The sequence below is a fragment of the Methylobacterium terricola genome, from assembly GCF_006151805.1.
Lineage (GTDB): Bacteria > Pseudomonadota > Alphaproteobacteria > Rhizobiales > Beijerinckiaceae > Methylobacterium > Methylobacterium terricola.
Genome location: NZ_VDDA01000001.1, coordinates 673186 through 696050, shown reverse-complemented (window position 1 = coordinate 696050; position 22865 = coordinate 673186). Strand labels below are relative to the sequence as shown.

22 protein-coding genes are annotated in these 22865 nt (G+C 69.9%); 9 read left to right on the top strand and 13 right to left on the bottom strand.

From position 1 onward, the window contains the following. Positions 1 to 31: 31 nt before the first annotated feature. The 6 genes from FF100_RS03035 to FF100_RS03005 form a co-directional block, all read right to left on the bottom strand. Positions 32 to 1240, bottom strand: a complete 1209-nt coding sequence (locus FF100_RS03035; protein WP_139034062.1) for a vWA domain-containing protein — start codon at positions 1238 to 1240, stop codon at positions 32 to 34. Then, positions 1237 to 2154, bottom strand: coding sequence for an AAA family ATPase (locus FF100_RS03030; RefSeq protein WP_139034061.1), 918 nt, complete (start codon positions 2152 to 2154; stop codon positions 1237 to 1239). Before FF100_RS03030 ends, FF100_RS03035 begins: the two co-directional genes overlap by 4 nt. A gap of 273 nt (positions 2155 to 2427) precedes the next feature. Next, positions 2428 to 3228: an FAD binding domain-containing protein gene (locus FF100_RS03025; protein ID WP_139034060.1), complete on the bottom strand. Its 801-nt coding sequence runs from the start codon at positions 3226 to 3228 to the stop codon at positions 2428 to 2430. Between the two features lie 19 nt (positions 3229 to 3247). Then, complete coding sequence (locus FF100_RS03020) at positions 3248 to 5617, bottom strand: xanthine dehydrogenase family protein molybdopterin-binding subunit (RefSeq protein WP_139034059.1); 2370 nt, start codon at positions 5615 to 5617, stop codon at positions 3248 to 3250. A 313-nt stretch (positions 5618 to 5930) separates the two neighbouring features. After that, positions 5931 to 6425, bottom strand: a complete 495-nt coding sequence (locus FF100_RS03010) for a (2Fe-2S)-binding protein (RefSeq protein ID WP_139034057.1) — start codon at positions 6423 to 6425, stop codon at positions 5931 to 5933. Positions 6426 to 6683: 258 nt separating this feature from the next. Then, positions 6684 to 7160, bottom strand: a complete 477-nt coding sequence (locus FF100_RS03005; protein WP_139034056.1) for an SRPBCC family protein — start codon at positions 7158 to 7160, stop codon at positions 6684 to 6686. Between the two features lie 221 nt (positions 7161 to 7381). Between FF100_RS03005 and FF100_RS03000 the strand changes: the two genes are divergently transcribed. The 8 genes from FF100_RS03000 (at position 7382) to rpe (ending at position 14313) form a co-directional block, all read left to right on the top strand. Continuing rightward, positions 7382 to 8302, top strand: a complete 921-nt coding sequence (locus FF100_RS03000) for a branched-chain amino acid ABC transporter permease (protein ID WP_139034055.1) — start codon at positions 7382 to 7384, stop codon at positions 8300 to 8302. Beyond that, complete coding sequence (livM, locus tag FF100_RS02995; protein ID WP_139034054.1) at positions 8302 to 9720, top strand: high-affinity branched-chain amino acid ABC transporter permease LivM; 1419 nt, start codon at positions 8302 to 8304, stop codon at positions 9718 to 9720. The genes FF100_RS03000 and livM overlap by 1 nt, the downstream gene beginning before the upstream one ends. Further along, a complete protein-coding gene (locus FF100_RS02990; RefSeq protein WP_139034053.1) occupies positions 9720 to 10580 on the top strand; it encodes an ABC transporter ATP-binding protein in 861 nt (286 codons plus the stop codon). Before livM ends, FF100_RS02990 begins: the two co-directional genes overlap by 1 nt. Beyond that, positions 10577 to 11359 carry an ABC transporter ATP-binding protein gene (locus FF100_RS02985; RefSeq protein WP_139034052.1) on the top strand — a complete coding sequence of 261 codons (783 nt, stop codon included), beginning with the start codon at positions 10577 to 10579 and terminating at the stop codon, positions 11357 to 11359. The genes FF100_RS02990 and FF100_RS02985 overlap by 4 nt, the downstream gene beginning before the upstream one ends. After that, positions 11359 to 11718, top strand: coding sequence for a DUF6867 family protein (locus FF100_RS02980; protein ID WP_139034051.1), 360 nt, complete (start codon positions 11359 to 11361; stop codon positions 11716 to 11718). Before FF100_RS02985 ends, FF100_RS02980 begins: the two co-directional genes overlap by 1 nt. A gap of 176 nt (positions 11719 to 11894) precedes the next feature. Continuing rightward, the gene (locus FF100_RS02975) at positions 11895 to 13022 is read left to right on the top strand and encodes a branched-chain amino acid ABC transporter substrate-binding protein (protein WP_139034050.1); all 1128 of its coding nucleotides are present in this window, start codon (positions 11895 to 11897) and stop codon (positions 13020 to 13022) included. A 251-nt stretch (positions 13023 to 13273) separates the two neighbouring features. Beyond that, entirely contained in the window at positions 13274 to 13552 is a 279-nt protein-coding gene (infA, locus tag FF100_RS02970; RefSeq protein WP_048429304.1) for a translation initiation factor IF-1, read from the top strand. 77 nt (positions 13553 to 13629) lie between these two features. Continuing rightward, a complete protein-coding gene (gene rpe, locus FF100_RS02965; protein ID WP_139034049.1) occupies positions 13630 to 14313 on the top strand; it encodes a ribulose-phosphate 3-epimerase in 684 nt (227 codons plus the stop codon). Positions 14314 to 14625: 312 nt separating this feature from the next. Here rpe and FF100_RS02960 read toward each other — a convergent pair whose 3' ends face one another. From FF100_RS02960 to FF100_RS02935, 6 genes are all read right to left on the bottom strand, one after another. Further along, positions 14626 to 14820 (bottom strand): hypothetical protein, encoded by a 195-nt coding sequence (locus tag FF100_RS02960; RefSeq protein WP_139034048.1) that lies wholly within the window; start codon positions 14818 to 14820, stop codon positions 14626 to 14628. Then, positions 14817 to 15125 (bottom strand): hypothetical protein, encoded by a 309-nt coding sequence (locus FF100_RS02955; RefSeq protein ID WP_139034047.1) that lies wholly within the window; start codon positions 15123 to 15125, stop codon positions 14817 to 14819. Before FF100_RS02955 ends, FF100_RS02960 begins: the two co-directional genes overlap by 4 nt. 18 nt (positions 15126 to 15143) lie before the next feature. Further along, complete coding sequence (gene parC, locus FF100_RS02950; RefSeq protein WP_139034046.1) at positions 15144 to 17390, bottom strand: DNA topoisomerase IV subunit A; 2247 nt, start codon at positions 17388 to 17390, stop codon at positions 15144 to 15146. A 112-nt stretch (positions 17391 to 17502) separates the two neighbouring features. Then, positions 17503 to 18252: a DNA repair protein RecO gene (recO, locus tag FF100_RS02945; protein WP_139034045.1), complete on the bottom strand. Its 750-nt coding sequence runs from the start codon at positions 18250 to 18252 to the stop codon at positions 17503 to 17505. Positions 18253 to 18294: 42 nt separating this feature from the next. Next, the gene (locus FF100_RS02940) at positions 18295 to 19863 is read right to left on the bottom strand and encodes a PAS domain-containing sensor histidine kinase (RefSeq protein ID WP_139034044.1); all 1569 of its coding nucleotides are present in this window, start codon (positions 19861 to 19863) and stop codon (positions 18295 to 18297) included. Positions 19864 to 20297: 434 nt separating this feature from the next. After that, on the bottom strand, positions 20298 to 21011 hold the full coding sequence (locus FF100_RS02935; protein ID WP_139034043.1) for an SGNH/GDSL hydrolase family protein: 714 nt from the start codon (positions 21009 to 21011) through the stop codon (positions 20298 to 20300). Positions 21012 to 21224: 213 nt separating this feature from the next. Between FF100_RS02935 and FF100_RS02930 the strand changes: the two genes are divergently transcribed. Beyond that, a complete protein-coding gene (locus FF100_RS02930; RefSeq protein ID WP_139034042.1) occupies positions 21225 to 22199 on the top strand; it encodes a chemotaxis protein CheA in 975 nt (324 codons plus the stop codon). 169 nt (positions 22200 to 22368) lie between these two features. On the opposite strand, the gene arfB is transcribed toward FF100_RS02930, so the two are convergent. Continuing rightward, a complete protein-coding gene (arfB, locus tag FF100_RS02925; protein WP_139034041.1) occupies positions 22369 to 22794 on the bottom strand; it encodes an alternative ribosome rescue aminoacyl-tRNA hydrolase ArfB in 426 nt (141 codons plus the stop codon). Between the last annotated feature and the right edge of the window lie 71 nt (positions 22795 to 22865).

Genomic DNA, 22865 nt, shown 5'->3' with positions numbered 1-22865 from the left:
CAGGGGTGTTAGCCCCCTACAGAAGTAGGTGTCAGCCGGCCTCGCGCAACCACGCCTTCGGCTCGCGCCCGCGCGGCTGGTGCGCGCCGAGCGCGCGGCAGAGATCGGCCATCGCCGACAGGCTGTGGATCGGCCGGAAATCGTCGACATGCGGCAGCATCGCCCGGATGCCGCTGGCCCGCGCCGAGAAACCCTCGAAGCGCAGCAGCGGATTGAGCCAGACGAGGCGCCGGCACGAGCGCCGCAGCCGGTCCATCTCGTGGGTCAGCTCCGGCGTCACCTCGCGCTCGAGCCCATCGGTGAACAGCAGCACCACCGCGCCGCCGCCGAGCACCCGGCGCGACCAGTGCCGGTTGAACAGGTGCAGGGCCTCGGCGATGCGGGTGCCGCCTTCCCAATCCTGGGCCCGGGCGCTGGCCCGGGTCAGCGCCTCGTCGGGGTCGCGCCGGGTCAGCTCCCGGGTGATGTTGGTGAGCCGCGTCGCGAAGACGAAGCTGTGCACCCGGCGCTGCTCGGAGAGGGCGTGCAGGAAGTGCAGGAACAGGCGGGAATACTCCGCCATCGACCCGGAGATGTCGCAGAGCGCCACGATCGGCGGCGGCCGCTCCCGCGGCGCCCGGAAGGCGAGGTCGATGGCGCCGCCGGCCCGCACGGTGCGCTGGAAGCTGCGGCGCGGGTCGATGCGCCCACGCGGCCGCGGCTCGAACCGCCGGGTCCGGGTGGCGTCGTCGGGGAGCCGGAGGCTCGCGATGAGGCGGCGGGCCTGCGCCACCTCCTCCGCGCTCATCTGGGCGAAGTCCTTGCCCTTCAGCACCTCGGCTTGCGACACCGACAGGGTGACGGTCGTGAGGTCTTCCTCGGTGATCTTGGGCTTGGGCCGCTCGGTCTTCGGCGACAGGGCGTCCTGCACCCTGAGCGCCCCGGCATTGGGCGGTTTCGGCGGCGCCTTGTCGGGGGCGACCGGCGACATCTGGGCGATCATTTTCTCGATGAGGTCGCGCCTGCGCCAGAACAGTCGGAACGCCTCGGCGAACAGGGTCGAGTGCTCGCGCCGGCGCACCAGAACGGCGTGCAGCGTCCAGTAGAAATCCTCGCGGGTGCCGATGCCGGCGGCCTCGACCGCCGCGACGGCATCGAGCACGTCGCCGGGCCCGACCGGGACGCCGGCGGCACGCAAGGCCCTCGCGAAATACGCGATGTTGTCGGGAAGCCGGCCGGAGCCTGCGGGGCTCTCGCTCATCCGGCGGAGGACCGCACCTCGTCGAGCAGCGCCTTCGCCCGCCCGCCCTGCATCGCCTGGATGTCGTCCTGGTACTTCAGCAGCACGCCGAGCGTGTCGATGACCAGCGTCGGGTCGAGGGCGACGGCGTCGAGCTCGACCAGGGCGGTCGCCCAATCCAGCGTCTCGGCGACGCCCGGCGCCTTGAACAGGTCTTCCTTGCGGATCGCCTGCACGAAGGCGACCACGTCCCGCGACAGGGCCTCGGGTGCGTGGGGCAGCCGGGTGCGCAGGATCTGCAACTCGCGCTCCGCGTCCGGGTAATCGACCCAGTGATAGAGGCAGCGGCGCTTCAACGCGTCGTGGATCTCGCGGGTGCGGTTCGAGGTCAGGATCACCAGCGGCGGCTCGGGCGCGCGGATCGTACCGAGTTCGGGAATCGTGACCTGGAAATCGGACAGCACTTCGAGCAGGAAGGCCTCGAAGGCCTCGTCGGTGCGGTCGAGCTCGTCGATCAGCAGCACCGGGGCGCCGCCCGCGCCGGGCTCCAGCGCCTGGAGCAGCGGCCGGCGGATCAGGTAGCGCTCGGAGAACAGCTCCGATTCCAGCCGCTCGCGATCGACGGCGCCGCCGGCCTCGGCGAGGCGGATCGCCATCATCTGGCCGGCATAGTTCCACTCGTAGACCGCGGCCGCGACGTCGAGCCCCTCGTAGCATTGCAGCCGGATCAGCGGCCGCCCGAGGGACTTCGCCAGCACCTTGGCGATCTCGGTCTTGCCGACCCCGGCCTCGCCTTCGAGGAAGAGCGGCCGCTGCAGCTTGAGCGACAGGAACACCACGGTGGACAGCGCCCGGTCGGCGACGTAGCCGGCCGAAGTGAGCAGCGCCTGGGTGGCGTCGATGGAGGTGGGGAGGGTCGACGGAGACAGGGTCATTCGGCGGAGGGGGCTTCTCGCAAGGCGTGGGTGGCGTCCGCCGGGGGCGTTCACGGCTTTGATATTGGAGCGGAGCGGCGCCGATCCAGTCCCTACCCCTCCGCGGGGAAGCTTGCCTTGGCGTCGGCAGGGTTCGGGAGAGGGAACCACGTTTCCGGAAAGGTCGCGGCCCTCATGAAGGCAGATCCCTGGATCGGCGTCGTGCTGCCCCGCTCCCGCCCGGCTCCGCCGGACACCCTCCCCCGCAGAGGGGGGAGGGTTGAGCGTCGCGTCCTAGCGATCCGCCGCCTTCTGCACGGCGCGGCGCGCCATCACGCCGATCAGGTGGGCGCGATAGGCCGCGTCGGCATGGATGTCGCTGTTGAGCCCGTCCGCCGCCGGCGACATCCCCTCCAGCGACTTCGCGGCGAAGCGCTTCCCCAGGGCCTCCTCGGCCTCGGTCCAGCGGAACACGCCGTTCGACCCTGCCCCCGTCACCGTCACCCGGATGTCGCTCGGGCGCTTGGCGACGAACACGCCGACGAGGGCGTAGCGCGAGGCCGGGTTGCGGAACTTCTCGTAGGCCGCCTTGTGGGGGATCGGGAACGACACGCCGGTGACGATCTCGCCCTCTTCCAGCGCCGTCTCGAACAGGCCGGTGAAGTACTCCTCCGCGCTGAGCTTGCGCTTGTTGGTGCTGATCGTGGCACCCAGCGCGAGACACGCCGCCGGGTAATCCGCCGCCGGATCGTTGTTGGCGACCGAGCCGCCGATCGTGCCGCGGTGGCGCACCGCCGGGTCGCCGATCAGCGCCGCGAGTTCGGCCAGCGCGGGAATCGCCTCCTGCACGTCGGTCGAATCGGCCACCGCGCCGTGGGTGGTCATGGCGCCGATGGTGATCGAGCGCGGGCTGCGCTCGATGCCGACGAGATCCGGCACCTTGCCGAGGTCGATCAGCGTGCCGGGGGCAGCCAGCCGCTGCTTCATCGTCGGGATCAGGGTGTGACCGCCGGCGACGAGCTTGGCGTCCTCGCCGGCGAGCAGGCTCACGGCTTCCTTGAGGCTGGTCGGCTGGTGATAGGCGAAAGCGTACATGGGGCTCTCCAGACTGATCTTATTCGGCGGCTTCCGGGCGCAGGTGGGGGCTGGCTTGCGCCGCCCGCCACACCGCCAGCGGCGTCGCCGGCATCGCGATATTCTCGTGGCCGAGCGCGTCGGTGAGCGCGTTCATCACGGCGGCCGGGGCCGCGATGGCGCCGGCCTCGCCGCAGCCCTTGATGCCGAGCGGGTTCGACGGGCACGGCGTGACCGTCATGCCGACCTCGAACGAGGGCAGGTCGGCTGCCCGCGGCATGCGGTAATCCATGAAGCTCGCGGTGACGAGCTGGCCGTCGGAATCGTAGAGCGCGCCCTCGAACAGCGCCTGGCCGACGCCCTGCGCGATGCCGCCATGGACCTGGCCTTCCACGATCATCGGATTGATGACGTTGCCGAAATCATCGACCGCCGTGAACTTCTCGATGGTGACGACGCCGGTATCCGGATCGACCTCGAGCTCGCAGATGTGCATCCCGGCCGGGAAGGTGAAGTTGGTGGGATCGTAGAACGCCCCCTCCTTCAGGCCCGGCTCGAGCTGCGCGCCGCTGAACTTGTGGGCGACGTAGGCTTGCAGCGCCACTTCCCCGAACGCCAGCGACTTGTCGGTGCCGGCGACCGAGAAGCGGCCGTCCTTGAACTCGATGTCGTCCTCGCCGGCTTCGAGCGCGTAGGCCGCGACCTTGCGGCCCTTGGCCACCACCTTGTCGATCGCCTTGGCGATGGCCGACATGCCGACCGCGCCGGAGCGCGAGCCGTAGGTGCCCATGCCGAATTGCACCTTGTCGGTGTCGCCATGCACGATCGTGACGCTCTCGATCGGCACGCCGAGCCGGTCGGAGACGAGCTGGGCGAAGGTGGTCTCGTGGCCCTGGCCATGGCTGTGCGAGCCGGTCAGCACCTCGATCGAGCCGGTCGGGTTCACCCGCACCTCGGCCGATTCCCACAAGCCCACCCCGGCGCCGAGCGACCCCACCGCCTGCGACGGGGCGATGCCGCAGGCCTCGATGTAGGACGAGAAGCCGATGCCGCGGAGCTTGCCGTTGCGGGCACTCTCGCGCCGGCGGCGGGCGAAGCCCTTGTGGTCGGCGATCTCCAGCGCCTTGTCGAGGGAGGCGGAATAGTCGCCGCCGTCATACATCATGATGACGGGAGTCTGGTGCGGGAAGCTCTTGACGTAGTTCTTGCGCCGGAACTTCGACGGGTCCTGGTTCAGCTCGCGCGCCGCGACCTCGACCAGCCGCTCGATGACGAAGGTCGCCTCCGGCCGCCCGGCCCCGCGATAGGCGTCGACCGGCGCGGTGTTGGTGTAGACCCCATCCACCTCGCAATAGATCGCCGGAATGTTGTACTGGCCCGACAGGAGCGGCGCGTAGAGATAGGTCGGCACCGACGACGAGAAGGTCGAGAGATAGGCGCCGAGATTGGCGATGGTGTGGACCTTGAGCGCCAGAATCTTGCCGCCCTCGTCCATCGCGAGCTCGGCATGGGTGACGTGGTCGCGGCCGTGGGCATCGCACAGGAACGCCTCGGTGCGGTCGCTGGTCCACTTCACCGGCCGGCCGACCTTCTTCGCCGCCCAGACGCAGACCGTCTCCTCGGCGTAGATGAAGATCTTCGAGCCGAAGCCGCCGCCGACATCCGGCGCCACCACCCGCAGCTTGTTCTCCGGCGCGATGCCGATGAAGGCCGAGAGCACGAGGCGGGCGACGTGCGGGTTCTGGCTCGTGGTGTAGAGGGTGAAGGCCTCCTCGGCCTCGTCGTACTCGCCGACCGCCGCGCGGGGCTCGATCGGGTTCGGCACCAGGCGGTTGTTGACGATGTCGAGCTTGGTGACGTGCGCCGCCCGGGCGAAGGCCGCGTCGACGTCGGACTGGTTGCCGAGATGCCAGTTGAAGACGGTGTTGTCGGGGGCGACGTCGTGGACCACCGTGCCGGCACCCGCCGCCTTGGCGGTCTCGACCACCGCCGGGAGCAGGTCGTAATCGACGCTGATCGCCTCGGCGGCGTCCTTGGCCTGGGCCAGGGTCTCGGCGATCACCACCGCGACGTGGTCGCCGACATAGCGCACCTTGCCCTGCGCGAGCGCCGGATGCGCCCCGGCCTTCATCGGCGTGCCGTCCTTGGAATGGATCATCCAGCCGCAGATCAGGCCGCCGACCTTGTCGGCCGCCAGGTCCTCGCCGGTCAGGATGCCGACCACCCCGGGCATCGCCGCGGCCGCCGCCGTATCGATGCCGCGGATCGTGGCATGGGCGTGGGGCGAGCGCAGGAAATAGGCATAGGCCTGACCCGGACGGTTGTAGTCGTCGACGTAGCGGCCCTTGCCGGTGATGAAGCGCTGGTCTTCCTTGCGGCGCACCGAGGCGCCGATGCCGGTGGCGGTCATATGCGTGTCTCTCCCGGATCTGGCCTCGCGGGCCGGCGCGTCGGGGTTCGAGGCCGGCCTCGGTCTGGTGGCGTGGTCTTCTTGGTCCGGATGGCGCGGACGATTTCTTGGTGTGGCGCAGGTCGTGAACCCTCCCCCCTCTGCCGGGGAGGGTGGCCCGGCCGTGAGGCCGGGTCGGGAGAGGGGGACGACGCTTCCGGAAAGGAGTGAACCGCGCTGACGGGCACTCACTGGACCAGCGCCGCGCTGCCCCTCTCCCGCCCCACTCCGTGGGGCACCCTCCCCCGCAGACGGGGGAGGGTTGGGCGTTCCGCTACTCCGCCGCGACCTTCTGCGGCTCGGCCGCCATGTTCTCGGCGCCTGACGCAATCGCCTTCACGATGTTGTGGTAGCCGGTGCAGCGGCAGATGTTGCCCTCCAGCTCGTGCCGGATGGTCTGCTCGTCGAGGGCGCTCCCCTTGCGGCGCACCAGGTCGACGGCGGTCATGATCATGCCGGGGGTGCAGTAGCCGCACTGGAGCCCGTGATGCTCGCGGAAGGCCGCCTGCATCGGGTGCAGTTCGCCGCCGGAGGCCAGACCCTCGATGGTGGTGACGGAGCGGCCGTCGCACTGCACGGCCAGCACGGTGCAGGCCTTGACCGCCTCGCCGTCGAGATGGACGACGCAGGCCCCGCACTGGCTGGTGTCGCAGCCGACATGGGTGCCGGTGAGGCGAAGGGTCTCGCGCAGGTACTGCACCAGCAGCGTGCGCGGATCGATGTCGGCGGTCACGGCCTTACCGTTCACCGTCAGGCTGACAGTGCTCATGGGTGACGTCCTCCTCCTGGCCCAAAGGCTTCTTGGCCGAAGACCCGCGGGTCCTGTCCGTCGGACCCTGTCGCTCGTGGTGGCCGGGCCGGCCTGCCTTTCTGGAATCGCTCGAATTCGAGTGTCAACCGGCCTGAAGCGCCGGTCAAGGCGCGGCGCGCCGACTTTTTGGCGCGGAAACCGGCCGTTTTCGCCCGGTTTCCGGCATCCTGCCCATTCGCCTCGCAGCAAGTTGATCGCGGGCGATCGAAGGCCCGCTCAGGCGGCCGAGGACTCGCCCGCGGCGTCGCCCTGAACCTCCTTGGCGAACGTGTCGAAGAAATTGTCGGCGTATTTCTTCGCCACGCCGTTGATCAGCCGGCCGCCGAGCTGGGCGATCTTGCCGCCGACGCTGGCCTCGACGTCGTAGGTCATCTTGGTCTGGCCGCCCTCGGCGGGCTCCAGCCGCACCACCGCCCCACCCTTGGCGAAGCCGGCGACGCCGCCTTGGCCCTCGCCGGTGATGCGGTAGCCGTTCGGCGGGTCGATATCGGTGAGCGTCACCTTGCCCTTGAACGTCGCCTTCACCGGCCCGACCGCGATCTTGGCCGATGCCTGGAGCTCGTTGTCCCCAACCTTCTCGAGGCTCTCGCAGCCCGGGATGCAGCGCTTGAGCACCTCGGGATCGTTCAGCTTCTCCCACACGGTCTGCTGGTCGGCCGGCAGCACGACCTCGCCGGTCATCGTCATCGCCATCGCGGCGCTCCCCCGTCATTGGAAATCGGCGTCGCCGCGAGGCTAGCGGAGCGATTGCCGCAGGGCCAGACGGTCTTTCGCGCACCCGCCCGGCAACGGCGGATTGTCGAGTGGTGCGGTGCTTGCTAAGCCTCGTCGCAAGGGATGGCCGTGACACCCGGATGACGGGGCGCGGCCAGGGAGGCACGGGTCACAGGCCCGCGAACGGAGAACGTGACCGCATGGAGGTCTTCGCGCAGCAGCTCATCAATGGGCTGACGCTGGGGTCGATCTACGGCCTCATCGCCATCGGTTACACGATGGTGTTCGGCATTATCGGCATGATCAACTTCGCCCATGGCGACGTATTCATGCTCTCGGCCTTCATCGCACTGATCACCTTCCTGATCGTCACGACCTGGCTCGGCATCTCGTCGATCGCGTTGGCCCTGCTGATCGTCCTGATCTGCGCGATGGTGCTGACCGCCCTGTGGGGCTGGGCGATCGAGCGCGTGGCCTACCGGCCGTTGCGCGGCTCGTTCCGCCTGGCGCCGCTGATCTCGGCGATCGGCGTCTCCATCTTCCTGTCGAACTTCGTCCAGGTGGTGCAGGACGCCCGCAACAAGCCGACCCCGCCGATGATGCGCGAGGTGATCACCCTGTGGACCGGCGAGAACGGCTATGCCGTCGCGCTCTCCTACAAGCAGATCATCATCATGCTGACGACGGTCGTGCTGCTCGCCGGGTTCTGGTACCTGGTGCAGAAGACGCCGCTCGGACGGGCGCAGCGCGCCTGCGAGCAGGACCGCAAGATGGCGGCACTTCTGGGCATCGACGTCGACCGCACGATCTCGCTGACCTTCGTGCTGGGCGCGGCGCTGGCGGCGGTCGCCGGCACGATGTACCTCCTGTATTATGGCGTCGTGTCCTTCGCCGACGGCTTCACCCCCGGCGTCAAGGCCTTCACGGCGGCGGTCCTCGGCGGCATCGGCAGCCTGCCCGGCGCGGTGCTCGGCGGCCTCCTCATCGGCCTCGTCGAGACCTTCTGGTCGGCGTATTTCTCCATCGAATACAAGGACGTGGCGGCGTTCTCGATCCTCGCCATCGTGCTCATCTTCATGCCGTCCGGCATCCTCGGCCGGCCCGAGGTCGAGAAGGTCTGATGGCGACTCCGGCCCCGACCCTCGCGGCGCCCAACGCCGCCGACCGCGCCGCGACCGACATGGCGGCGATCGTCAAGGATGCGGCGCTGTTCGCGCTCGTCACCTTCGGCCTCTGCGTCCCGATCGTCGCCTTCCGCACCGATCTGAGCCAGACCTCCGCCCTCGACCTCGTCCCGCGCTGGGGCCTGGTGGCGATCCTGTGCGGCCTCGTCTTCGTCGGGCGGCTGGCCCAGCGGATGATCCTCGCCAACCGCGATGCCCGCCGGGCGCTGACCCCGTCGCCGACCCAGGCGACGGAGGCCGTGGACGCGACGCCGAACGCCTCCCAGAAGCTGTCCAGCTACGCCCTCCCCGCCTTCCTCGGGGTGACGCTGGCCTTCCCGCTGCTCGCGGTGCTCGGTACCGGAGGCCTGGGCGAATCGCGCTACTGGATCGACCTCGGCATCCTGATCCTCACCTACGTGATGCTGGGCTGGGGCCTCAACATCGTGGTCGGGCTCGCGGGCCTGCTCGATCTCGGCTACGTCGCCTTCTACGCCGTCGGCGCCTATTCCTACGCGCTGCTGTCGACGGTGTTCGGCCTGTCGTTCTGGATCTGCCTGCCGCTTGCCGGCCTGTTCGCGGGCCTGTGGGGCATGGTGCTGGGCTTTCCGGTCCTGCGCCTGCGCGGCGACTACCTCGCCATCGTGACGCTGGCCTTCGGCGAGATCATCCGCCTCGTGCTGATCAACTGGACCGACTTCTCCGGGGGCGCCGCCGGCATCTCGTCGATTCCCCGCGCCACCTTCTTCGGCGTGCCGTTCACGGCGGACGAGGACGGGTTCGCGGCTAAGTTCGGGCTCGATTTCAGCCCGATGCACCGGGTCATCTTCCTCTACTACCTGATCCTGGTGCTGGCGCTGATCACCAACGGCGTGACGCTGCGGCTGCGCCGCCTGCCGATCGGCCGGGCCTGGGAGGCGTTGCGCGAGGACGAGATCGCCTGCCGCTCGCTCGGCATCAACACCACCAACACCAAGCTCACCGCCTTCGCCCTCGGCGCGATGTTCGGCGGCTTCGCCGGCTCGTTCTTCGCGGTGCGCCAGGGCTTCGTCAGCCCAGAGAGCTTCAACTTCCTCGAGAGCGCGATCATCCTGGCGATCGTGGTGCTCGGCGGCATGGGCTCGCAGATCGGCGTCGCGGTCGCCGCGGTGGCGATGGTCGGCGGGCCGGAGATGCTGCGCAACCTCGGCTTCCTCAAGGCGGTGTTCGGCGACGGCTTCGACCCGAACGAGTACCGCCTGCTCTTGTTCGGCCTCGCCATGGTGATCATGATGATCTGGCGTCCCCGCGGCCTGATCTCGGAACGCGCGCCCTCGATCGTGCTCAAGGAGCGCAAGCGCATCTCGGGCTCCCTCGTGAAGGAGGGTCACGGCTGATGTCTTCCTCTTTCGCCTCCCCCCGCATGGCCGATCCGGTCCTGACGGTCGACCACGTCACCATGCGCTTCGGCGGCCTCGTCGCCGTCAACGACCTGTCGTTCCGGGTCGGCCGCGGCGACATCACCGCGCTGATCGGCCCGAACGGCGCCGGCAAGACCACGGTCTTCAACTGCATCACCGGCTTCTACAAGCCGACCGAAGGCATGATGACCCTGCGCCACCGCGACGGCGCCGAGTTCCTGCTCGAGCAGCTGCCGGGCTACGCGGTGAACCGGAACGCGCGGGTCGCCCGCACCTTCCAGAACATCCGCCTGTTCACCGGCATGACCGTGCTGGAGAACCTGCTGGTGGCGCAGCACAACCCGCTGATGCTGGCCTCCGGCTTCACCATCGCGGGGCTCCTCGGCCTGCCGGCCTATCGCCGGGCCGAGAAGGCGGCGGTCGAGCGGGCCAAGGACTGGCTGGAGCGCATCCACCTGATGCACCGCGCCGACGATCCGGCGGGCGCCCTGCCCTATGGCGACCAGCGCCGGCTCGAGATCGCCCGCGCCATGTGCACCGATCCGGTCCTGCTCTGCCTCGACGAGCCGGCGGCGGGCCTCAACCCGCGCGAATCGCTGCTGCTCAACGATCTCCTGCGGGCGATCCGCGACGACCACGACACCTCGGTCCTGCTGATCGAGCACGACATGTCGGTGGTGATGGAGATCTCCGACCACGTCGTGGTGCTCGATTACGGCACCAAGATCGCCGACGGCACGCCGACGGAGATCCAGAGCGACCAGAGCGTCATCGCCGCGTATCTCGGCGTCGAGGACGACGAGGTGGAGCAGGTCGAGGCGGAGGTGGGTGTATGAGCGTCGCCGGCATCAACGTCCTCCAGGACGAGACCCGTGCCCGGGCCGCCGGCTCCCGGGCGCCGCTCCTCACGGTGCGGGGGGTGAAGACCTATTACGGCAACATCATCGCGCTGAAAGGCGTCGATCTCGACGTCAACGAGGGCGAGATCGTCACCTTGATCGGCGCCAACGGGGCCGGCAAGTCGACCCTGATGATGACGATCTTCGGCAGCCCCCGGGCGCGCGAGGGCAGCATCACCTATGCGGGCCGCGACATCACCAAGATGCCGACCCACGAGATCGCCCGCCTCAACCTGGCGCAATCGCCGGAGGGACGGCGGATCTTCCCCCGCATGACCGTCTACGAGAACCTGCAGATGGGGGCGGCCGTCAATGGCGGCGCCCATTTCGAGCAGGACCTGGAGCGGGTCTGCGTGATGTTCCCGCGGCTCAAGGAGCGGCTCTACCAGCGCGGCGGCACGATGTCGGGCGGCGAGCAGCAGATGCTGGCGATCGCCCGCGCCCTGATGAGCCGGCCGCGGCTCCTGCTCCTCGACGAGCCGTCGCTCGGCCTGGCGCCGCTGATCGTCAAGCAGATCTTCTCGGCGATCAAGGAGCTCAACGAGCGCGACGGCATGACGGTGTTCCTCGTCGAGCAGAACGCCTACCACGCCCTCAAGCTGGCGCATCGCGGCTACGTCATGGTCACGGGGACCATCACCATGTCGGGCACCGGCAAGCAGCTCCTCGACGACCCGTCGGTGAAGGCGGCCTATCTCGAGGGGGGACGGCACTGATGCAGGGGATCCTCTACGAGGAGAGCACGATCTGGCTGTTCCTGCTCGTCACCGTGGTGATGGGCGGCTGGATGGCCTGGATGATCGGGCGCGGCATCGCGCTCGGCTGGAAGCCGTATTGGCAGGCCGTGGTCTCGCTCCTGCTGCTCGGCTTCGCCGTGCGCTTCATCCATCACGCCCTGTTCGAGGGCATGCTCCTGTCGCCGCACTATTACGTCGTCGACACGATCGTGCTGCTGATCATCGGCTCCCTTGGCTACCGCGCGACCCGCGCCCGGCAGATGACGACGCAGTACCGCTGGCTCTACGAGCGTAGCGGGCCGCTGTCCTGGCGAGCCAAGGCCGGCGCCCAAGCCTGAAAAAAGGCCGGCGTCTGACGCCCCCTGCCCCGCGCTCGATGACAGGCGCGGGATTTGCGAACCGCGCCGGAGCCGGATGCTCCGGCCGCACCGATCCGGGGCCCGCCTGAGCCCCGGTCTCCCGTCCGAAAGGGCCCGCGAGCCCGACGTGACCGTCGATCCAGAGGAGTATAGAGATGAAGCGCACGCTACTGGCCGGCTTCGCCCTCGCGGCCACCTTTGCCTTCGCCGGATCGGCGCAGGCCCAGATCAAGCTCGGCGTGGCCGGCCCGATCACCGGCCCCAACGCCGCCTTCGGCGCCCAGCTCAAGAACGGCGCCGAGCAGGCCGTCGAGGACATCAACAAGGCCGGCGGCATCAACGGCCAGAAGATCGTCCTGGTCATCGGCGACGACGCCTCCGACCCGAAACAGGGCGTCTCGGTCGCCAACAAGTTCGCCGCCGAGGGCGTGAAGGCCGTGGTCGGCCACTTCAACTCCGGCGTCTCGATCCCGGCCTCCGACGTCTACGCCGAGTCCGGCATCGTCGAGATCACCCCGGCCTCGACCAACCCGAAATACACCGAGCGCAAGCTGTGGAACACGTTCCGCACCTGCGGCCGCGACGACCAGCAGGGCGCGGTCGCCGGCACCTACCTGGCGGAGAAGTTCAAGGGCAAGAACATCGCGTTCGTCAACGACAAGACCCCGTACGGCCGCGGCCTCGCCGACGAGACCCTGAAGGCCCTGAAGGCCAAGGGCGGCAAGGACGTCCTGTTCGAGAGCATCAACCCGGGCGAGAAGGATTACTCGGCGCTCGTCTCGAAGCTGAAGCAGGCCAAGGCCGACGTGGTCTATTACGGCGGCCTGCACACCGAGGCCGGCCTGATCGTGCGCCAGATGCGCGACCAGGGCCTCAACGCTCCGCTGATGAGCGGCGACGGCATCACCGACAAGGAATACGCCCAGATCGCCGGCCCCGGCGCCGACGGCACGCTGATGACCTTCGCGCCGGATGCCCGCAAGAACCCCAACGCCAAGGACGCGGTCGCGGCCTTCAAGGCCAAGAACATCGACCCCGAGGCCTACACCCTCTACTCCTACGCCGCCGTGCAGATCCTCAAGGACGCCATGACGGCCACCAAGTCGACCGATGGCAAGAAGGTCGCGGCCTACATGCACGAGGGCAAGCCGTTCAAGACCGTGATCGGCGACATCTCGTACGACAAGAAGGGTGACATCACCCGTCCCGACTACGTGATGTACATGTGGAAGAAGGGTGGCGACGGCCGGATCGACTACACCGGCAACGAGCTGACCCAGTAAGAACCGGCCTCGCCGGATCGGCCCGGCGCCGCGCGCGCCGGGCCTTTTTCCGTTGACGAAGCCGTGCGTGCGTCACAAGCGCGGCTTGCGCGTCCCTTCGCCTCACCTTACATGCACAGCGAGCGTTACAAGGCCATCAGCGCGCCCGGCATCTCGGCCGAGCACCCGTACGGCCGGCCGCGTCGCGACCAATCGATGAAGATGACTCCCGGTGGCGCCGACCGCGACGGCGACCCGGGTGGAGAGTGTGAATGGCGAAAGAAGAGTTGATGCAGTTCGACGGTCTCGTGCTCGAGATCCTGCCGGACGCACGGTACCGCGTGCAGCTCGACCAGGGCCACGAGATCGTGGCCTACACGGCCGGCAAGATGAAGAAGAACCGCATCAAGACTCTGGCCGGCGACCGGGTCACCGTCGAGATGTCGCCCTACGACCTGGAGAAGGGTCGTCTGGTGTTCCGCCACAAGGACGAGCGTTCCTCGGGCCCGCGTCCGCCGTTCCGCGGCGGCAGCCAGTTCCGCCGGCGCTGATCGTTCATCACAAGACCTGTGTCTGCGCGGGGCTGGGGTGAGAACCCTGGCCTTTTGCGCGTCTTGAGAGGCCTGCCATGACCCGTCCGCTGGTAATCGCCCCCTCGATCCTGTCGGCCGATTTCGCGCGGCTCGGCGAGGAAGTCCGCGACGTGGTCGCGGCCGGGGCCGACTGGGTCCATATCGACGTGATGGACGGCCACTTCGTGCCGAACATCACCTTCGGCCCCGTCGTGGTGAAGGCGCTGCGCCCGCACACGACGGCGGTGTTCGACGTCCACCTGATGATCGCCCCGGCCGATCCCTACCTCGAGGCCTTCGCCGAGGCCGGCGCCGACATCATCACCGTCCATGCCGAGGCCGGTCCCCACCTGCACCGCTCGCTCCAGACCATCCGGGCGCTCGGCAAGAAGGCCGGCGTGGCGATCAACCCGGGCTCGCCGGCCAGCCTCGTCGAGCCGGTGCTCGACATGGTCGACCTCGTTCTGTGCATGACGGTCAATCCGGGCTTCGGCGGCCAGAGCTTCATCGGCTCGGTCTGCGAGACGGTGTCGCGCGTACGCGCCATGACCGCCGGCCGCGACATCGACATCGAGGTCGATGGCGGCGTGACGCCGGAGACGGCGCCGGCCGTCGTGGCGGCGGGGGCGAACGCCCTCGTGGCCGGCTCCGCCACCTTCAAGGGCGGCCGCGAGGCTTACGGCGCCAACATCACGGCGATCCGCCGGGCGGCGGAGGGGGCCATGGGGCAGTGGGTTTAGACTGGGCTTGCCAGCCCGGCGTTCCCTGCCCGAGGGCAGTTGACTGATTTCAGGCCTCGCGCTGCCTCATGACGAGTCGGCTCAGCGCGCGTGACGCCATGGCGGAGTGTCCGGCCGGGATGCTCGACCGGATCATCGCTCGCGGGCGGGGCGAGAGCTTGGCAATGGTCGTGCATGGCAGAGCCAATCGGCACGTTCGAGCAGATCGTAGCGCTGGAAACCCCAGCATGATGCCCTCCTGCGCGCATTGCGGGCGCTGGTCCTTGAGCTGCATCCCGACCTTGTAGAGGTCGCCGGCCCTCTGACCGTCGATCAGCGCCCAACGACCCGCCGCATCGCCTCCGGATGCACCCGCGGCCGCTGAGGTGGCGATGCCTCCGCCTCGATCGCCGCCGCGCGCCGGTCGAGCCGGGCGGCCGACCGGCGCGAGGCCATCACGCCGATCAGGGCGGCCGCACCGACCAAGCAGGGCACCAGGACCAGAGCGTAGGTCGTCAGGCTCATCATCGCAGGTTCGTCAACGTCAGCCTCGCACCGAAGTGTAGACCAACGCCGAGCACGAACCAAACGACCATCAGCGCGAGGGCGGGCGCAGTGACGCGGCCCGTCGTCGCCATGGCGGCGGTGAGCGGCGCGACGATGCCCGTGATGGTGAAGCCGGCCGCCCCGATATTCATCAGATTGGCCGTGAGCTTCACCTGCTCGTTGTGGACGAGGATGTCGCGGGCGAGCCGGGCCCGCTGGCGCTCCTCGTCGCTCTCCTCCTCACCCTCTCGGGTACCCTCTCCTTGGGGTTGCAGCCCGCCCGCCATGCGCGATCCGGGCCCCGGTCACGGGCGGCCGGCTTTGGGATAGCCCCGCGGCGCCATCGTGCCGGCGGTGCCACGGTGGCCGACCCACTTCGCCAGCTCCTCGCCGGTCACGGTGCGGGTGCGCCCGGCGCTGTCGGGCCAGGTCAGGCCGTCGGCGAGGCGGAAGATCGTCACCGATTCCAGGGTCCCGTCGCGGTACTTCTGCAGCCGCACGCCCTTGCCGCGGACCATCTCGGGGATCTCGGCGAGCGGGAAGACGGTCAGCAGGCGGTTGGTGCCGCAGGCCGCGACGTGGTCGCCCTCCCCCACCTCGACGACGAGGCTCGCCGTCGCCGGCTCGTCGAGGCCGATCACCTGCTTGCCCTTGCGCGTATTGGCGACGAGACCATCGGCCGGGGTGACGAAGCCACGACCGTCGGTGGTGGCGAGCAGGAGCTTCACGCCGGGCTTGTGGGCCCAGACGGTGACGATCTCCGAGCCCTCGTCCATGTCGACCATCAGGCGGACCGGATCGCCGACGCCGCGCCCGCCCGGGAGCTTGGCGGCGTCGAGCGTGAACACCTTGCCGTTCGAGGCGAGCACCAGGATCTTGGCGGTCGTCTCGGTCGGGAAGCCGATCTTCAGGGCGTCGTCACCCTTGAACTGCACGGCCGAGAGGTCGGCGACGTGGCCCTTCAGCGCCCGGATCCAGCCCTTCTGCGACACGATCACGGTGATCGGCTCGCGCTCGACCATCGCCTCCGAGAAATCGATGCCGGAGGTGTCGGGCGGGTTCTCGAGCGTCGTGCGGCGGCGGCCGAGCGGGGTCTCGGGGCCGTAGGTCTTGCGCACCTCGCGGATCTGCTTGGTGATCGCCTTCCACTGCCGGTCGTCGGAGCCGAGCAGCCCGTCGAGATCGGCCTTCTCGGCGGTCAGCGTCTCGTGCTCGCGCTTCAGCTCCATCTCTTCGAGCTTGCGCAGGGAGCGCAGGCGGGTGTCGAGGATGGCGTTGGCCTGCAACTCGGTGAGTTCGAAGACCCGGATCAGCTCGGCCTTCGGCTCGTCCTCCTCGCGGATGATCTGGATGACCCGGTCGAGGTCGAGATAGACGATGAGCAGGCCGCCGAGGATCTCGAGCCGGCGCTCGATCTGGGCGAGGCGGTGGCGCGAGCGGCGCTGCAGCACGACCCGGCGATGGTCGAGCCATTCGCGCAGGGCCTCGGCCAGGCCGATCACCCGCGGCACCGTCCCGCCGACCAGCACGTTCATGTTGAGGGAGATGCGGCTCTCCAGCTCGGTGAGCCGGAACAGCGATTCCATCATCACGACGGGATCGACGGTGCGCGAGCGCGGCTCGAGCACCACCCGCACGTCCTCGGCCGATTCGTCGCGCACGTCGGCCAGCAGAGGCAGCTTCTTCTCCTGGAGAAGCTCGGCCATCTTCTCGATCAGCCGGGCCTTCGGCACGCCGTAGGGGATCTCGGTGACGACGACCGCCCAGGTGCCGCGGCCGAGATCCTCCTTCTGCCAGCGCGCCCGCACCCGGAAGCCGCCGCGGCCGGTGCGGTAGGCCTCGGCGATCGAGGCCGCCGAATCGATCACGATGCCGCCGGTCGGGAAGTCCGGTCCCTTGACGAAATGCGTCAGCTGCTCGGAGGTCGCGTCGCGGTGGCCGATCAGGTAGAGCGCCGCCTCGCACAGCTCCGCCACGTTGTGCGGCGGGATCGAGGTCGCCATGCCGACGGCGATGCCCTGCGAGCCGTTGGCGAGCAGGTTCGGGAAGGCCGCCGGCAGGACGACCGGCTCCTCCTCCTGCCCGTCGTAGTTCGGGCGGAAATCGACCGCGTCCTCGTCCATCCCCTCCAGGAGGAGGCGGGCGACCTCGGTCATCCGGCACTCGGTGTACCGCTGGGCCGCCGGGTTGTCGCCGTCGATGTTGCCGAAATTGCCCTGGCCGTCGACCAGCGGATAGCGCTGGGCGAAGTCCTGCGCGAGGCGCACCAGGGCGTCGTAGACCGCGACGTCGCCGTGGGGATGGTATTTACCGATGACGTCGCCGACGACGCGGGCGCATTTCTTGAACGAGCTGCCGGGGTCGAGGCGCAGCAGGCGCATCGCGTGCAGGATGCGCCGGTGCACGGGCTTGAGGCCGTCGCGGGCATCGGGCAGCGCCCGGTGCATGATGGTCGAGAGCGCGTAGGCGAGGTAGCGCTCCTCCAGCGCCGCCTTCAGGTCGACGTTCTCGATCCCGTCGCGGTCGGAGGGTGGCTCGAAGGGCTTTCCCATGGGCGGACGTCAACTCACGATTTCGGCGGTCTCAAGACCAGAACATAACACGAACATCCGCCGATTGCCAGGAACGGATGGACAACCTTTCCGTGCACGACACACGGTGCATTCAACGATCCGACAGGGCCCCGGCGGTGCCCAGCGCCACGAAGCGGACCCGCTCCTCCGGCTCTGCGACGTCGCGCGGCCCCCAGATGTGCTGGTCGAGGAAATAACCCGTTAAGGTAAAGCCTTGCTTGACCTCCGTGGAGGTCGGCACGTTGAGGCCGCGCCGGTCGCTCCGGTCGACCAGGAAGTCGGGCAAGGCCAGCAACCGGTCGCGCCAGGGCTCGCCGGCGGCGGCGCTGACCGCCCGCCCGCTCTTCGGCGAGACGTAGGCCAGGTACTCGTTGGTGCCGGTGGCGGCACAGGCGGAGAGATCGAGGCCGAAGCCGAGCTCGGCGAGCATCGCGAGCTCGAAGCGCACCATCAGGGCCGGCGCCACCGCGGGCTCGTGCAGGTGCTCGATCAGCACCCGGGCGGCGGCGAACAAAGCCGGGTGGGGATCGCGTTCGGGGAGGAGCCGCATCAGCCCGGCGGCGTAGCCGATGCCGTAGAGGGCGAGGCGCGAGCCGATCAGCCGGGCACTGGCGCTTTCCAGCGGCTCGACCGCATAGGCGCCCAGGCCCTCGTCGAGCCTCGCCCGCCACACAGCCCGTACCAGGTTGCCGGGCTGGAGCACCGGCTGCATCCGGCGCGAGCGCCCGCCATGGACGAGGCCGAGATGGCGGCCATGCGCCTCCGTCATCAGCTCGAGGACGACGCCGGTCTCGCCGTGCCGCCGCGCCCCGAGAACCAGCCCGTCATCCGTCCACTGCATGGGGGATAGATAGTCGCTCGCGGGCCGGAACGGAAACGGTCGTCAGGCCGGCGGCAGCATCACGGCGAACCAGATCCGGGTGCCGCGGCCCGGCTCGCTGGTGACGCCGATCTGACCGCCCATCAGCTCGACGAGGTGGCGGCAGATCACCAGGCCGAGGCCGCTGCCGCCGAAGCGGCGGCGGATCGATTCGTCGCCCTGGCCGAACGGCACGAACAGCCGCTCCTGCTGCGCCGCCGACATGCCGATGCCGGTATCGCTCACGGTGAAGAGCAGCCGGCCCTCGCCGCCCCGACCGGTCTCCGGCGATACCGCCAGGACGACCCGCCCGGCCGGCGTGAACTTCACCGCGTTGGTGAGCAGGTTCAGCAGCACCTGGCGTAGGCGCCCGACATCGCCCAGCACCAGCGTCGGCGTCGCGGGGTCGCGCAGGACCTCGACCGCCACGCCCTTGCGCGAAGCGGCACCCCGGGCGACGGCGGCGGTGCCCTCCAGCAGGTCGGCGAGGAGGAAGGCCTCCGGGTCGAGGGCGACCTGGCCGGCCTCGATCTGGGCCACGTCGAGCACGTCGTCGACGACGCGGATCAGGATCTCGCCGGCCTCCTGGACGGCGGCGAGATGGCGCAGGGTCTCGGGCTCGCGCGAGCGGGTCAGCATCAATTCGGTATAGCCGAGCACCGCGTTGAGCGGGTTGCGGATCTCGTGGCTCATCATCGCCAGGAAGTCCGACTTCGCCCGGTTGGCCTTCTCGGCCCCTTCCTTGGCGTTCGCCAGGGATTGCTCGGCCCGCTTGCGGGCGGTGATGTCGAGGGTGAGCCCGACGATGCGCCCGCTCAGGCCCTGCGCATCGTCGAGGACGCGGCCGAGGCTCTGGATCCAGCGCACGCCGCCATGCTCCGCCGTCACCCGCACGTCGACCGAGAACGGGGTACGGGTGGTGACGGCCTTGGTCACCGCGTCCCACAGCATGGCGCGGTCGTCGGCATGGACCAGGCTGGTCCAGGCCGAGGAGGTGATGATGCAGGCCTGGGCCGAGAGGCCGTGCAGGCGCGCGCCCTCCGCCGAGAGGGAGAGCGCGCCGGTGCGCATGTTCCAGTCCCACAGGCCTACGCCGGCGGCCTTGTGGGTGAGGAGCAGCAGGTTGGTGGTGGCCTCGAGCGCCTGATTGTCGGCGACGACGTCGTCGACGTCGGCGGCGCTCATCATCCACCCGGTGAGGGAGGCCCCCTCGCGGATCGGCACCAGGTCGGTCTGGTGCCAGTGCCAGCGCCCGCTGGTGTCGCGCAGGCGGATCGTCAGGTCGTAGGGCTGGCCCGACTTGATCGCGGAGGCGCGCGCCGCCGCCGCCCGGGCGCGATCCTTCGGGTGGATCACGCTGTCCCAGCCATCGGGCTCGCCGAGGCTCGAGCCGATCTCCCGCACCGCCCGGTTGGCGAACTGGACGATCCCGTCGCGGTCGAGCATCCAGATCTTCTGCGGCAGAGCGTCGAGGAGGAGGCGCGACGGCAGGCCGGCCATCCCCGTCTCGCTCTCCGGCAGCGCACGGCCGAGGGCTTCATCCGGTCCACCGACCGGGATGCCTTCGAACGGATGCGCAGTCCGCGCCGTCATCAGATCTCCACCTCGACCATGCCGGGACCGGGGAGGCCGGCGCCCTCGCGGCGTCCCTGGCGTGGTCCTCGCCAACCCGTCAGCCACCGGTCACGCTCAGCCGAATCGGGTAATTCCCGACCCATGCTTCTGCTAACCTAAGGGCGCGCTTTGTCCAAGAGCCCGGGACGGACTCTAAAAACTTTCCCGGGCAAAATCGCCGCGTCACCATGATCTGGCAGGTCGCCTGCGAAATCATGGCGTCATTTGCTGGCTCGCGACAGCCAATAGGGCGGCCCCGTGGGCGCCGTGGCGGCCTCGCAGCCCTGAGTCGCATGCCGGCCAGCAGGGACAGCTTCAGATCACAAAGCCACGCATCTGCAGTTGCAACAGCGGCGCGCTCGGTAGTCCGGGAGGGAGCGGAGAGCCGAGGCGAGAGCCACGCGGACCATGGCTCACCGCGACCGATCCGCGCGGCGGTCGGGGCAGGATACGGCGTCGAGCCGGGCGGCGATGCCGTCCCGCGCCGCGCGGTCGAGGCCGAGATGGACGCCGTCCGGCGACCGGCTCGCCGCGGCGGGCTCGCGCAGGGCGCCGTAGGGATCGACGAAGCGGCAGCCGGCCCGGGCGCATTCCTCCGCCAGGATCGCCGAATAGGCCGGGGCGGCGGCGGCATCGTAGAATCGGGTCACCCCCGGGCGCGCCGCATCGAAGGGTGGGATCGCGGTCGCGACGACACGCCGCGCCCGGGGCGCCAGTTCGGCGAACAGGGCGCGGGCCTCGTCCCTGAACTGCGCGGTCGCCCGAGCGGGATCGGAGCGCTGGCGCTGCGTCAGGTCGTTGGTGCCGATCGTCACCACGATCGTCTCCGGCGGCCGCGGCAGCGCGATCCAGCCGGCCACCGCCCGCAGACCGGAAATCCGTGTGCCGGCGATGGCGGCATTGACGACGGGATCGCCGCACAGGGTCGGCAGGTAGAGCCGCTCGATCTGGGAATCGCCGAGCAGCAGCGCGTAAGGGCCGTCGACCTGCTGGAGCAGGCCGGAAACCGCGAAGGCCCGCGCTTCCCGGAAGGCCGCCACCGCCTGCGCGCCGCCGGCCCGGTGGTTCAGCATGAACGCGGCGGCTCCGGCCGCCAGGACCGCCGCGACCAGGCCGGCCCCGATCATCACTCTCTTCCGCACACGCCCTCGCGTCGTCCCGGGACGCCCCCGGCCCCAGAAGCGCCGGGCCCGGTGCCGAGTCAATCGCGGTCCCGACCCGTCTCCCGGAGATCGTCGACACGTTATCCACAGGCTTGCGGCTTTTCCCCGACATCTTCACGCCTGATTCGGCGGTTCTCCTCATGGTTGAGGGCAGGTGAAAGTCGGAGAGCCCGCGCCATGATGCCAGTCGAGATCGATCCGTCCGAGGTGCGCCGGCCGCGCCAGGACTCGCCCGAGCGCCGCCTGCGCCCCGGCCGTCCGGCGATGCTGGCGGGCCTGGCGGTGATCGGGATCGGCGGCTGCGCCGGCCTCGCCGCCGCGGCCTATCCGATGATCAGCGACCTGCTGCGGCCGCGACCGGCCGAGGTGCATTTCGGCCGCGTCGCCGACATGCCGGAGATCAAGGACGGCATTCCGGCCCTCCGGACGACGCCTCCTCCGGTGGTGCGCCAAGTGGCGATCCCGCCCGCCAACGCGCCCGCCGATCCGTCCTCCGCCCCCGCCGCGGCGTCGCCGCCGGTCATGCCGGCCGCCCTGCTCGATCCGAAGCCCACATCCGTCGCCCCGGCCGCTGCCGGCCGCAGCGGCCCGGTCCAGGGCGCATCCGTGCCGGGGGGCTGGTCGCCTGCCTCGGACGTGGCGGCGACCGGTACCGCCGGCGCGTTCAGACCGATGCCCTCCGCCGTGCCGAAGGCCTCGGAGACGCCCCGTGGGCCCGTGACGACCGGCGAGGCCGCCACCCCGCGGGAGGACGTCAAGCCCCGCGAGGCGGTCAAGCCGCGCTTGGCCGCCACGCCCCGCGAGGCCGCCACGCCCCGCCAGGTCGCAACGCCCCGCGAGGCGCCGCCGCTGCCGCCGACCCGCGCCGTCCAGGCCGCCGCTGCGAAGCCGGCCCCGCCCAAGCCTCCCGCCCGCGAGGCCAAGGTCGAGGCGGTGAAGCCTGCCGCGCAGAAACCCGCGGCGGATAAGCCGGTGGCCCGGCGCGACAAGCCGGAGCCGCATCAGCGCACGGCCGCCGCCCAGACCGCCCCGGCGCCCCAGCCGGAGGAGCCGACCCGCTTCCTCGGCGTGCCGATGCCGGATTTCGCGCCGGCCGGCCGCGCGATCAAGGATACGGTCGACGCCGTGATCGCCTTCCCCAGCCGCCTGTGACGACGGGCGGGGCCGCTCTCCGGTCCCGGCCGGCTGTCGCACCAGCGCATGGCGGTGCGGCCGGCCATAGCGGTCGCCGTCTCTACGGCGCGATGGTCTCCCGGCTTGGACCGCGCGGCTCCAGGATTCAGGGGGCTGCGGTGCCGTCCGGGAACGCGGCGCACGGTCCCTAATCCATCCCCGGCTTGCCGCCCCTGAGCTTCTTCACGTCGCCCCGCCGGCCCTTCTCCTCCAGCCGCCGCTTCTTCGAGGCCAGCGTCGGGCGGGTCGGGCGGCGCGGGGTCGGGGGCACCGCGGCCTCTCGGACAAGGTCGGCCAGGCGCGCGCGGGCCTCGGCGCGGTTGCGCTCCTGGGTGCGGTGCGTCTGCGCGGTGATGACGAGGACGCCATCCGCCGTGAGCCGCCGTCCGGCGAGCTTCATCAGACGGATCGCCACGGCGTTCGGCAGCGAGGGCGAGCGCCGCACGTCGAAGCGCAGCTGCACCGCGGACGAGACCTTGTTGACGTTCTGGCCGCCGGGACCGGAGGCGCGCACGAAGGTCTCCTCGAGCTCGGACTCGTCGAGGGTGATCCAGGGCGTGCATTCGAGACCCACGACGGCGCTCCCGGGAACGGTTCGAGGCCGCCGCCATCCCACGAAACGGTCGCGCGCGCTACATCGCAGGG